The sequence below is a fragment of the Xylanibacter sp. genome (assembly GCF_057607445.1).
The window spans coordinates 22,627-36,914 of sequence record NZ_DBLZAX010000002.1; the positions used below are offsets into that span (position 1 = coordinate 22,627).

The following is a 14,288-nucleotide window of genomic DNA, read 5'->3' on the forward strand; positions in this document are numbered from 1 at the left end:
CAGAATCATCAAGCTTGCTTGAATGTTATGCCAAGATGCCGCTTATCTTATTGCAAAGATAATGCAAATCGAGAGCAGAATCATTAAGCTTGCTTGAATGTTATGCCGAGATGCAGCTTATCTTATGCAAAGATAATGCAAATTGGCATAACTACAAAATAAAAATTTGCCAACGGAGCCATTATTTTTCGTCCTTGCCTTTTAAAATGACGTTTTTCAGTCAATTTGCTTTATTACATCACGTTTTGCGTAACATTATTTATGACTTTTTTATCAATCGCAATACCATAAACCATAGCCGCCCCATAGTCCGCAACATTGACATGAGCGTCACTTCTTATTCCCAATAGCCCGATTAATATTTGTCAGCTCCCCAGTCCGGTCGGCTTTTCACGTCCATACATTTGCGTTATAAAAATAGTCTCGAAAAATCGTAAGCATTTCTATTGTTTTATGTTTTAAATTGAAAGATTGCGTCTTTGCATATGGCTTCTTGTTAAGCAAGTTCAATGCATTTACTTCTAAACTGTTAATGGCTGAGTTTTGCCTCGTAACTCGGCCACTTTTACATCAAAAGTCATAGGTTTTTTATGCGTAAGTCATAGGTTTGTTTTGGGGATATAATAAGGTGGATATAAAGCACAGGAAAATATTTGTTATTATTGTCGTTTTTGATAAGTTTTGTCATGAAACGGTATAATCCCCAATCGGCTTCAGGCCGCATATAGCTTTATCAATTTTGTTTATTCATGCTTTCTGCCCGCCTTTTGGTTCTATTGGCGCAGGCTAATTATGAAACGTAGTTCGGTCTAACCCAATTATGAATTATGAAACGAAGTTCGGCGTAGCCAATTATAAATTATAAAAGTGCCTGTAAATAATCCAACAAAAAGCCGCTCGATATAAAAAAATACAGACCGAATACTAATAACAGATTTTGTATTATGGCATTTTTTGATTCAAAAAAATTTTTGAACGATGTGGTATTTACAAAATATTTTTATATCTTTGTTCTTTGTGTGCGCCGCTTGAAATCCAGCTGATGTTACTTCTGATAGTGCAGCTGATATAGAGTTCAAGAGCCGTGACGAAGGCGTAGACTTCGATACAAAGATGAAAGAGCTGCAAACCGAAATGAAAGATTTGCTAATACAGGAGGAGGAAAGCAGAAAGGATTTGTTGAATCTGTTTAAAGAGTTGGGCTATGGACTTGAATGACAAAATAATAATCTATCGTTCAGAAGACGGAGAAACACAGCTTAAGGTCAGAATAGACCAAGATACGGTATGGCTTAATGCCTATCAGATAGCCGAACTGTTTGGGCGCGATTCAAAAACAATCCGTAAGCATATAGCCAATGCCATAAAAGAAGAACTAGCTGGCGAAGTGGTTGTCGCAAATTTTGCGACAACCACAGAACATGGTGCGATAAAAGGTAAAAGCCAGACACATGATGTACGTTTCTATAACCTTGATGTCATCATCTCTGTCGGTTATCGGGTCAAATCAAAAAAAGGTGTGGACTTTCGCCGATGGGCAAACAAGGTGCTGAAAGAGTATTTAATAAAAGGCTATGCCGTCAATAAAGCCCTGACAGAACAACGCTATACGGAGCTGAAGCAGCTTGTTGCCGTATTGGGCAGAACGGTCAAGGCACAAGAGGCACTGACTTCTGATGATGCGCTCAATCTGGTGGAAGTGGTTGCCGATTATGCTTATGCCCTTGACACTTTGGACAAGTACGATTACCAGCAACTGGCTGTGGAGCAGACCACTAACGAAGCCAAGTTTCGTGCCACCTACGAAGGAGCCATGAAGGCAATAGAAGAACTGAAGGAGAAATTCGGTGGCAGCCAGTGGTTCGCCAATGAGAAAGACGATTCGTTCAAGAGTTCCATAGGGCAGATATATCAGACTTTCGGCGGGCAAGACCTTTATCCGTCAGTAGAAGAAAAGGCCGCCATGTTGCTTTATCTTGTAACTAAGAACCATTCGTTCAGCGACGGCAACAAGCGCATAGCTGCAACACTCTTCTTATGGTTTATGGCAGGTAACGGCATTCTCTATAATCCTGACGGCACGAAGCGCATTGCCGACAACACTCTTGTTGCCCTCACGCTGATGATAGCCGAGAGCCGCACGGAAGAAAAGGACGTAATGGTGAAAGTAGTTGTAAACCTGATTAACAAGAACAATTATGAGTAAGACAAATTACAAACGCTTGGGTGATTACATCCGCGAAGTGGATGTAAGAAATCGGGATTTGAATGTAACGAAACTATTGGGTGTCGGTATCTCTAAAGAGTTTATGCCATCAATAGCAAATTAAACGGATGATAGTATGAGCAGCAGTTTTATAACAAATAAAGAAAAATTCTTATCGGATATTATCAATGGTATTTTGCCTAAAACAGATGCAGTGGATATATTGGTCGGCTATTTCTATTATTCCGGCTATATGCAGTTATCTGAAAACCTTAAAGACAAACAGATAAGGATATTGGTCGGATTGGATATTGATTTGCACATATCTAAACATATACGGGAAGTTGAGGCCATAAGAAATGAATTCATTTCTCGAAATATTATTAAAGAAGAATACTATAAACAGTTTGTCCATATATTCAATGATTCTGATTTTCTAGATACGGCAGAAAAATTGGAACAATTTAAAATGTTCTATGGGAAAATTTTGGACGGAACATTAGAGATTCGTAAGACATTCGACCCGTGTCATTCCAAAATGTATCTTTTTGCTTATAACGATTTGATGAATGAAGGAGGAGAGTTGCCAGGTGTCTTGATTACAGGTTCCAGCAATCTTTCATATCAAGGATTGAAGGGTCGGTTAGAACTAAATGCCCGGTTCAATGACAAGCAGGATTACGAGGAGGGCAAGAAACTTTTTGATGAATTATGGGAAAGTTCTGTTGTTGTTGCAAGTAAAGACAATCTGGATGAATGGAATAATAAGGTGATGGCCCGTATATGGTACGATAAAATATACTCGCCATATCTCATGTATGTCAGAGTCCTTAAAGAATATTTCAACATACCAACATCTGAAAATCTGCTTACTCCATATGATATTACTGAAGGTAGGTATTCTAATTTAAGATATCAGACCGATGCAGTGCAGATGGCTATTAATGCGTTGAATAACCATAATGGTGCTATTGTTGCCGATGTGGTAGGATTGGGTAAAAGTGTTATTGCCTCTACCATTGCGCGTAATCTAAGATTGCGCACTATCATAGTTTGTCCTCCGCATTTGTATAAGCAGTGGGAAGGTTATCGTGATGAGTTCGGGTTTACTGCTTCTGTGTTTAGTGCCGGAAAGATTGAGGATGCAGTTTTACATTATCAAGAGTTGGTTAAAGATGGTGAGCAGTTCCTGATAATAATAGATGAAGCCCATCGTTTCCGCAACGAATACACGCAGGACTATGCCCTGCTGCATAATCTTTGCTTTGGCAATAAAGTGTTGTTGCTGACGGCTACTCCATTCAACAACCAACCCGCCGATATTTATGCGTTAATAAAACTCTTCCAGATACCTACAAACTCCACATTGAAGACTGTCGAGAACTTAGGTGCTTCATTTAAAGACTTGATAAATAAGTATAAAAAATTGCGTGAAGAGCAAAGGGAAGGCAAAAAGACAGATGAGGAAATAAAAACGCAAGTCAATGATATGGCCAAGAAAATTCGTTCTATTATCAGTCCATTGGTCGTTCGCCGTTCCCGTCTTGATTTGCAGGGCATACCTGAATATGCCGATGATTTGAAACAGCAAAACATACAGTTGGTGATGCCTAATGATCCTGAAGAACTGGAATATGATTTGAGTGAATTGAAAGATTTATATATGACCACTCTTGATAGGATTAATAAATCAGAGGGAAGCAGTGATGATGTTTACCGTTTTAAGGCTGCCCGTTATTCACCTGTCTTATATATAAAAGAAGAGTCAAAAGATAAACTGGCTAAGGAACTTGAAGATAAAACTGGAGTAAAATTCAATCTGTTGCTTGGACGACAGACAAATATATCAAGCTTTATGCGCCATCTGCTTGTAGCTCGTTTCGAGAGTTCGGTAGCGGCGTTTAAGGCTTCATTGGGATATATGATTCAGTCTTCCGAACACATGCTCCGATGGATTGATCAAAGGCGCAAGATACCAGTATTCAAGAAAGGAAACCTGCCGGATGTGTCAGCTTTCTATGACACCAGCGATGACGGTATGGAAGAAATCGAGGAACTTTTCGAAAAGTACGAAGCCCGAGGATTCTTTGAGATAGACATGAAATATGTGAAAGACAGTTTTGTAACTGATGTCAAGGCTGATGTTCAGCTGTTGAAAAATTTACAGGAACAATGGTTTGGCAAGGACAATATGATAAAGTCTGATCCCAAATTGGATTCTTTTATACGCATTGTCCGCAAGCAAATGAAGAATGACCCCAATCGTAAGCTTGTTGTATTTTCAGAATTTGCTGATACGGTGAATTATTTGGGCAAGGCTTTGGTAAATGCAGGACTACCGGCTATGAAATATACTTCTGCTGACGCTACTTCTGCCAACAAAGATCTTATACGTGCAAACTTTGATGCTGGTTTGAAACCTGCATTGCAGCAAAACGACTTCTGTATTTTAGTAGCGACAGATGCCATATCCGAAGGGTATAACTTGCACCGCGCCGGAGCTATTTTTAATTATGATATACCTTATAATCCGACACGAGTCATTCAGCGTATAGGGCGTATTAATCGTATTAATAAAAAAGTCTTTGACCAACTTTACATATACAACTATTTCCCGACAGATGTGGGTGAGGCGGAAACGAGGACAAAAGAGATTTCCACCCTTAAAATGGCAATGATTCATGCCATAATGGGCGAGGACACTAAGGCTCTTACCAAAGAAGAAGACCTCCAGGCATATTTTAAGGAACGCTATCGCAAAGAACTTTCCCGAAATGAAGAGGAATCTTGGGACACACCTTATCGTAAGTTATTGAATAGTCTGAAAGGAACAGACGTTTATAATAATGCTCTTGAGTTGCCACACCGCGCAAGGACAGCCCGTAGAGTCGACAAACCGAAAAAAGGAGTTCTGATGTTCGGACGCAAAGGTGATGACTTCGTTTTCAAAATCGGAGATGCGTTTAATCCTCCCGCCATGATTTCGGCAGAAGAGGCTATTTCGCTGTTCGAAGCAGATATAAATGAGAAGCCTGTCGATTTGAGCAAAAATTTTGATGCAGTCTATCAGCTGGTAAAATCATCGCTCTTCAGTAGCGAAGTAAAGGACAGAAACGAGAAGGAGCAGATAAACGCATTGGCTAAAATCAAAGTATTGATGTCGAAACAAGCATTGTCAAAAGACTATCTTGAAGATTTGGCGCAAGTGGTGAGAGCCGATGCGTTGTCAGGATATGAGATACGGTTTATCAATCAACTGATGCCAAAGGATGCGCCAAAACTGCCCTTGAAAATTTCTGCTGAATATCTGGCACGTATCATCGGCTATCAAAACAAAGTGGACGATGGAGAAGAAACTTTGATTTTGAGCGAAGAACTTCAATAATACTCATAAATAAAAAAGATAAAAGATTTGATTATGGAATTCAATAAAGCATATAGTCGTCAAGAGTTTGTAAATTTCCTGCAAAACAGTTTCTTGCCGGAAGATTTTATCCATACGGAAACACCTGTGGAGTTTAGAACTAAAATGACATATACCCGACATGCCCTGAAGTTGGGAACATCTGCTGCTCTCGATTTGGTTGTGTATGAGGTAAGGCACAATTCAAAAAACGATGCACGTGTTTCACTCTCTAAAGAAGCATTCCGCCTGCTTGCAGATGAAATGGAAGATAGGGCTTTGGTTGTCTTTGTTCCGGAAGACAATAACGACAATTATCGTTTTTCACTTATTGAAATTACGCTCGAAGCGGCAGATAACTCTGCACGTGTGACTCGAAATTACAGTAACCCAAGGCGATACAGTTATTTCTTGGGAAAGGGTATTGCATACTATACTCCAAATAAATATCTTAATGAAAAAGGGCGTGTGGTCGATCCTGATGATTTGCGTAGCCGTTTCTCTGTAGAGGTACTTACCAAAGAGTTCTATCAGGAGTTGAGCGACTGGTATGCATGGGCTATTAAAATCATACGTTTTCCAAATGACCTTAACGACAAGACCGATGATGATAAGTTTAACTGCGAAAGTGCAATCCGTCTGATTACACGTCTTATCTTTGTCTGGTTCTTGAAACAGCGCCATCTGATTCCTGAAGAGTTTTTCGACGAAAAATACATTGCAGATAATCTGATAAAGGACTTCAATCCAAATACGAAAGTGGATTTGTTCTATAAATCGAGTGAAAGCAAATATTATAAGGCAATTTTGCAGAATCTTTTCTTTGCTATGCTTAATAGTCCTATTACTCCTGAAGGTAGTAAAGAACTGTCGGAACGGCATTTTAGAAACGGACGTGGAGACTACGACAACAACAAACTTATGCGTTATGAATCTTATTTTAAGAATCCGCAGTTGTTTGTTGATTTAGCCAATCGGACTGTTCCTTTCTTAAATGGTGGATTGTTTGATTGCCTCGATGATAAAGACAATGACTTGTATTATGATGGTTTCAGCGACCGCGAAGCCGTTAAGAAATCGTTGATTGTGCCGGATTATCTTTTCTTTGGCGAAGAGGCTGGCAAGAATATAGATCTTTCAGAGTGGTATGGCAGTAAGAAAAAGAAGAAAGTTTCTGCCCGTGGTATTATTGACATATTGAAGCGTTATAACTTTACCGTTGAGGAAAACACACCATTCGATAAGGAAGTGTCTCTTGACCCGGAACTATTGGGCAAGGTTTTTGAGAATCTGCTCGCTTCATATAATCCCGAAACACAGACTACGGCCCGCAAACAGACCGGTTCATTCTATACTCCGCGCGAGATTGTTCAATACATGGTGGACGAGAGTCTGGTGGCGCATCTTAAACGCACTGTTGGTGACGACTTGGAGCAGCAATATCGTCAGTTGATGCAATATACTGATGAAGATGTTTCTTTGACAGACAACCAACGCAGACAGATTATGCTGTCGCTCTATAATTGTAAGGTGCTCGACCCTGCTTGTGGTTCTGGTGCATTCCCCATGGGTATTCTGCAACAGATGGTTCATATCCTAAGCCGTATTGACCCTGACAATAAGATTTGGAAGGAAATTATGTTGCAAAAGGCCATTGACGAAACGTCAGAAGCTTATCGCAATTCATCAAATGAAGAACGAAAAGAACTAATTGCAGACATAGAGCGTAGTTTCGATGAAAGTATTAACCGTCCCGACTACGCCCGTAAGCTCTATCTTATTGAAAATTGTATCTATGGCGTAGATATTCAGCCTATAGCCATACAGATTAGCAAACTGCGCTTCTTTATTTCATTGGTAGTAGATCAAAATACCAATACCGATCCTACAGATAACTTTGGCATACGTCCGCTTCCTAACCTTGAAGCAAAGTTTGTTGCAGCCAATACGCTTATTGGATTAGATAAAAAAGATGCGTCTTTGTTTGATAGCGAGGAAATAAAAGCGAAAGAAAATGAATTGAAGATAGCCAAGCACAAAATCTTTGGTGCAAAGACTGTTCGTACCAAGCGTAAATACAAGAATATAGTTAACGACCTTCGTCAGGAGATAGCAGACATGCTATATGCAAATGGTGCTGTTGGGAATGATGAGGCTCGACAGTTGGCATCTTGGGATATGTTTAATCAAAATGCTTCGTCACCTTTTTTCGACTCGGAATGGATGTTTGGAGTAAAGGATGGATTTGATATTGTGATTGGAAATCCACCATATGTATTAATATCGCTTAGTTTATATAAAAAGCTTTATAGTAATTATTATAATTGGCAAGAAGGTAAAATTGATTTATATAGATTATTCATTGAGTGTTCTGTTAAATATTTGATGAATAATTTTGGAATATTAGTGTTAATTACTCCCAACACGTTTCTTACTATTCCTTCTTGTAAACTGTTGCGGAAGAGATTGATTGAATTAACGCATTTTATGTTCATAGATAATTATGATTTGACAGTTTTTGACACAGCTTCTGTAAATAATGTTGTATTTGGATTGACTAAATTGTATATTGAAGATAAATGTAGAGTAGTTATACATAAAGATAAATATCAAACAATTAGTTATATAGATCAAGCTAATTTCAACAAAAATTTAGGCTCCGAAGTATACATTAATGTTCAGAACGATGATGTGCAGATTATCAATAAGATAAGAAATTGTTCTTCAACAACATTATGCCAATGTAACATCCAAATGTGCTTAGGAGAGCAGCCTTATCACAATACAATTCACACACGTGAAGAAATCAAAACTAAATTTCTACACAGTAAAATGCAAGTCAATAGTAATTATATGTTAGAATACGGTGGAAAAAATATTATTCGATTTGGAATAAAGGAACGGAATGATAATTGGTTGGATTATTCAGGTGAATTATATACAAAACCAGAATTTAAGTTCTTTCATAATCCAAGAATTATTCTTAGAGAAATTGTTGGTAAGCAATTAGTGGCAACTTATACGGAAGAAGAGTTTTTGGTTAATAAATCATGTTACATTATTATAAGTAAGAATAATGATAAACATTTTCTTAAATATTTATTAGGTATTTTATCATCTACATTAATTGGATATTATGTCCAAAATGTTGGAGATAAATCAAAACAACGTTTATTTCCAAGAATTACTATGTCGACATTGAAAAATATTCCAATAAAGGTAGATAAATATTTTATGGAAAAAATTATCAACATAGTTGATATATGCTTACATGAAAAAAGACAAAATTTAGGAAAAGATATTCTTTCCAAGGAGATAGAAATAGACTTATTGGTTTATCATCTTTATGGTCTTACTTACGATGAAGTTTTGATTGTTGATCCTCAAACAACTATTACGCGTGAAGAATATGAGAAAGGAGGTATTTTATGAAAGTAACGACCGAAAATATAGAAATCATAAATAAGCGATTGGAGTATTTATATGATAATTTTAACATTAATCCTTTGGATGAAGAAGTTAAAATAGGAGATGAGGATATTTTTATAGGCTTTCCTGATGAGTGGGATGAAGAGAATAGTTATTATTCGGTAGAGGAATTCTTACAATATACAGATGATCTGAATAATATTCAGGTCATTGATAATCATTCTGTTATTGCAGGTAATATAAGACAGACAATTATTTCCGTTGATGAATACTATTATGACCATTTAGTTCCAAATTTGATATTTGAGACAGATAAATATTTTTTAAGAATAGTAAACTATCCCTTTTTAATAGGAATAATAGCTTCACGTGATGGAATTTATAATGAGAATTTTGGAGTTGTCCCTTGCTCGGATTATAAAGCTATTGAAATTATTTATAAAACGGAGGAAAGATGCGAAGAATATGATATTGAATTTATAAAAACATGCTTATATCATATTGCAAGTAAATATGGTGTTCCAATATCTATTGGAGAATTCAGGTCATGGAATGACATAACAGATGAAGAAAATGATGATGTCATAACTGTTAGTTCTTCAGAACTTATTCCATATTGTAGGGCTATGGACTATTATATACAGGGACTTTCTATAGAGAAGGAAGATATAAAATATCTACATTTGTATAAAATAATTGAATATTTTTCTCCGATTGTTTCTAAGAAAACCTCATACGAGCAATTAAATAAAAGGTTAGATGCTTTGCAGGTAGTTGAGAGAGATTCTGAATATTTAGAGTCTATATTCAAGTTGACAAAACAGTACGAGGTATCATTAAAAGATAAAGAATTAGCTAATACTGTTCTAAACGAATGTATTGATATTGTTTCGCTATTTCAATTTTTACCAGACAAAATTCAAAGAACAATCTCAAAAAGTTGTCATTTTGAAGTGAAGAAAATTACCACTTTGAGTCCTACAACTATCGAAGCTGTGAAAAGAGAAATAGCTGATATTTTATATGCTACTCGTAATAGTATAGTGCATGCAAAGTCAAACTATATTTTTACAAGTAAGGAATGTCCGGAAGAAGATTTGGGACAACTGAACGAATTTATGATTAATCTTTGTGAATGTTTATTTATCTGGAATGGAAGACAAAGTAAGGAATATCAATTAAAATAATAAAGAAGTATGGCGGATAATAAATTAAGTAAAAAATATACATTAGAGGAGCATTTGAAATCTTTATCTATAGAGGATAAAGACTATGAGATTTTATATTCTATTTGGGACTTGAATAAGAAGAACTTGAAACAAGGGCTGAACCTAATATCATCATCATTTCCACATTATAGTATTCATGATGTAAATCATTCAATGACTATAATAGATAACATTCAATGTTTTTTAGGAGAAGAACGCATTAAGCGTTTGGGAGCGACAGATACATTTTTAATTTTAATGTCAGGTTTAACCCATGATGTAGGTATGATATTAATGTATAATATTGTCGAGACAGAATGGAAAAATGATGATTTTAAAAATGTATTAGAAGAATTTGCTAATAGTCATGATTCTGTTATAGCAAAATCTGCAAAATTACTTATGAGAATTCATATGAATAAGGCAAAAGAAGATTTTAAAGATTTTAGCTGGGCTTTAAATGTAAAAAATGCAGTAACTATATTGACGGCAGAGATCTTTAGGGCTAAACATGCAAAACAAAGTGCAAATTATTTACGGTCAAATGAAACCTTTAGGCAATTAGCGAATAATTTTCATGCAGAACAATTACCTAGTAGGTTTATGGATTTATTAGCGAATATAGCATTCCTTCATGGAGAAAACTTTGAAACCGTAATGGTTAAATTATATCAAGAGGCAAATGGCTATAAAGGGGATTATATTCATCCTCGTTTCATTGCATATATGATAAGATTAGGAGATTTATTAGATTTTGATAATAATAGGTTTAATATTTATTCAAGAACTATTCTCAAAGAAATACCCGAAACATCTAAATTGCATGAACAAAAGCATGCCTCTGTTAAGCATATGTTAATATCTCCTAATGCAATAGAAGCAGAATTAGATTGTCCAACTGAAGATGTATATAGAGTTTCACGAAGTTGGTTTGATTGGTTAGAAAAAGAAGTAAGCAGCCAAAGTAGAGAGTGGACAAATATCACTCCAAGTGATTTAGGTGGATTGCCACCAGTGATAAGTAAAGATAGTATAAAAATATTATTTAATGGTATTCAATGTAATCCAGAATTACTAAATTTAAAGTTTTCTATGTCTCAAGAAAAAATATTTAGTATTCTTCAAGGGGGAGGAATATATAAAGAGCCTGGATTCGCTTTCATTCGTGAGATTGTACAAAATGCATTTGATGCAAGTAAAATGCAAATGTGGAATGATATTAATTCTGGAATTTATGATTCTTATTTTGAAGACCATGGAAAAAATAAGGATAATATAAAGTTTCCAAATGATATTGCATCATCGATATACAAACAGTATCCAGTTATTTTACAAGTAAAATGGAAAGACAACAAAAATGAAGTTCTTCAAGTTGAATGTATTGATTATGGAACTGGTATATCTGAGGATACGTTATTAAGAATGACAAATCATGTTGGTGAAAGTCGTAAAAAAGATTCAGGATATATTGAAAAGTATAAGAAAATGCCATATTTTTTACGCCCAACGGCTGCTTTTGGTATAGGACTACAATCGGTTTTTTTTGTAGCCTCAAAGTTTGAGATGGAAACTTCATTTTTGGGAGAAGTTTCAAAACAAATAATTTTTAGATCTGCAGCAGATAATCAATATAGTTCTATTGTAAATCTAAATATTGAAAGAAAACGCGGCACAACTGTTAAAGTTGAATTACCTAAAACGCGATTTTATGAGTTGTTTGGAACTTCATTTAATTTTGAGATATTAGATAGCACAGATATCTTTAAAGGCGAAGGAGATGATTTGCATTTAGCTAAGATAGATAATTTTGTTCAAAAAACATTTGGTCATGTGAAGAATATCTATTTTAGATATGAGACAGTTAATAAAGAACGTGAATTTAGTAGATATGTTAATGATGAAGAAAACATAAATTTTAAAACAGATAAAGATTATCGATATAATTGTAGCTATGAAGATGATTATCTTGTTTTTACAATTTTTGAAAAAAAATATGGATCGATATTTAATTTGTGGTTTAATAATGATATAAAACATTCTTATGGGCAACGTTGTAGTTTGTTCTTACGTGATGTATTAGTGTCAAATACTAATTTAAATTTTTGTAAAACTTCCTATCTCGGATTTGAATGGAATTTGTGTAGTCAATCAACTGATCAAGTAGTGGATTTATCGCGTGATAATCTTACCTATAATGGTAGAAGATGGATAACAAATACATTATTAGATGAATTGCTTCCTGATTTTTTGAAACTTATTAAGAATGATTTTCTTGATGAATTAAACAGAGAAAAGAATAAAGAATGTTTAAATATACAATATTTTAATTATTGTATGACATTATTCAGTTGCCATTTAGTTATTGATGATGTTGACAATCTAAAGTCTTTATCCATTCCTAAATCTATGGCTTCGTATAATAAAAATGAAATTACAGCAGATAAAATATTTACAACTGATAGCTTAATTTTGATTACATGTTTTAAAACTAATGAATTTAATGTTATTCAAGAAGATGTAAGACAGAATATAGAGAATGAATACCATAATGAATTTAAGGATAAATTAGTTATATGGGGAGATGACTATTTTCGTAGTGCATTTATATATAATTTTAAGTGTGTTGAAGTCTTAAAATATGGGAATGGATGTCATATTTATAAGTTAGAGAAGATTAATAATCATGAAAAAATAACGAAAGTGAAATGTTCCTCTGATTATTTATTATCATTAGACTCTTTTGTGGGACACATGTGTTCTCGTAGAGCTATATATGGTTTAGAGGGTTATGACAGTTTGATAGTTAAACTAAATTATATTTCTGGGTTTGAATCTTTTCCAGATTATAGTACATGCTGTATTTATTCACCATTTTCTGAAAAAAAACAGATATATAAATTGATGAAAGACATAAATGATAAAGATGAATATGGAATTAGAAGTTATTTGTACAAACATATTAATGATTATATATCTCCATATATGATGAGAATAATAAAAGAATATAATATTGATGACAGCGTAAAAGAAGAACAGATAATAGAAGGATATATATCATTAATAAGCAATTTTATTAAGGCAAAGAAATCTTTAGATAATAATAACAACAAAGCGTAATTGGGGAATATATTGTTTATGTTATGCGAATAAATTCTTATCGTAATGAATCATTTTGAGAATATATAATCAGTCAATGATATTTATGATCAGAATTATTTGAAAATTAGGAGATGTAAAATACATAGTGTCATAGGTATATATTAGGGCTTCCTTGAAATCATGATAAGGAGTCGGAATGTTGGGTTGTGGTGAAACGTGGAAGACCTGTTGACGACGGCACGTTCTGGTATATAGATGCTGTAGAAGAGGCGATGTGCTTCGGATGGATAGACAGCACGACAAAGAAGCTGGCAGACGGGGTGACGGCACAGAGACTGTGCCCGAGAAAGCGGCGCAGCAACTGGTCGGAACTGAACAAGGAAAGATGTCGCAGGATGGAACGGCTCGGGCTGATGACTGACGCCGGCAGAGCCGTGTTGCCGGATATGGCGGACAAGGGCTTTGTGATAGACGATGATGTAATGAAAGAATTGAAGTCGGACCCTGTGGTGTGGCAGAATTTCTGCCGCCTGCCCGAGCTGTATAAGCGTGTGCGCATTGACACCATCCAGATAAAGAAACGGCAGCCGGAACTGTTCAGAAAGCGGCTTGACAAATTTATAGAAAACACCCGAAATGGCGTCATGTATGGTGAATGGAACGATAACGGCAGACTGCTGATGTAATCAGCGTATGTTTCCTTATTAGAGCGTCAAAAAAAGTTCTGCAAAAGGCATCCGCAATACAGAAAAAATCTATAACTTTGTCATCGTTGGTTATTTTTTATATAAAAGCATTGATTCCGGTTTTTGGCTGTTCTTTCTGTCAGACAATGACTTTAAAAAGTAAAAAGCGCCAGGGAGAATAAGGCCTATTGCAACTTGATTGGGATGAAGAATATAAAGGTTCTCTAATGTACTGAAGTAGGGAAGAAAATAATATA

Annotated in this window: 7 protein-coding genes and 1 pseudogene; all 8 read left to right on the top strand. The window is 35.3% G+C overall.

Annotated elements, in window-relative coordinates:
• The first annotated feature begins 1,204 nt into the window (after positions 1–1,204).
• The 8 genes and pseudogenes from ACZMIG_RS02095 to ACZMIG_RS02130 all read left to right on the top strand — a co-directional run bounded on the left by ACZMIG_RS02095 (position 1,205) and on the right by ACZMIG_RS02130 (position 14,031).
• The gene (locus ACZMIG_RS02095) at positions 1,205–2,206 is read left to right on the top strand and encodes a virulence RhuM family protein/type II toxin-antitoxin system death-on-curing family toxin (RefSeq protein ID WP_487888955.1); all 1,002 of its coding nucleotides are present in this window, start codon (positions 1,205–1,207) and stop codon (positions 2,204–2,206) included.
• Positions 2,199–2,330, top strand: a complete 132-nt coding sequence (locus tag ACZMIG_RS02100) for a hypothetical protein (protein WP_487888956.1) — start codon at positions 2,199–2,201, stop codon at positions 2,328–2,330. The genes ACZMIG_RS02095 and ACZMIG_RS02100 overlap by 8 nt, the downstream gene beginning before the upstream one ends.
• Before the next feature lie 12 nt (positions 2,331–2,342).
• Positions 2,343–5,591, top strand: coding sequence for an SNF2-related protein (locus tag ACZMIG_RS02105; protein ID WP_487888957.1), 3,249 nt, complete (start codon positions 2,343–2,345; stop codon positions 5,589–5,591).
• Positions 5,592–5,624: 33 nt separating this feature from the next.
• A complete protein-coding gene (locus ACZMIG_RS02110; protein WP_487888958.1) occupies positions 5,625–9,041 on the top strand; it encodes an Eco57I restriction-modification methylase domain-containing protein in 3,417 nt (1,138 codons plus the stop codon).
• A complete protein-coding gene (locus ACZMIG_RS02115) occupies positions 9,038–10,225 on the top strand; it encodes a hypothetical protein (protein ID WP_487888959.1) in 1,188 nt (395 codons plus the stop codon). The genes ACZMIG_RS02110 and ACZMIG_RS02115 overlap by 4 nt, the downstream gene beginning before the upstream one ends.
• A gap of 9 nt (positions 10,226–10,234) precedes the next feature.
• Positions 10,235–13,363, top strand: a complete 3,129-nt coding sequence (locus ACZMIG_RS02120) for an HD domain-containing protein (RefSeq protein WP_487888960.1) — start codon at positions 10,235–10,237, stop codon at positions 13,361–13,363.
• A gap of 170 nt (positions 13,364–13,533) precedes the next feature.
• Positions 13,534–13,767: pseudogene (locus ACZMIG_RS02125) on the top strand (YdeI/OmpD-associated family protein); the annotation flags it as partial.
• A gap of 24 nt (positions 13,768–13,791) precedes the next feature.
• On the top strand, positions 13,792–14,031 hold the full coding sequence (locus ACZMIG_RS02130) for a YdeI/OmpD-associated family protein (protein WP_487889048.1): 240 nt from the start codon (positions 13,792–13,794) through the stop codon (positions 14,029–14,031).
• The last annotated feature ends 257 nt before the right edge of the window (positions 14,032–14,288 follow it).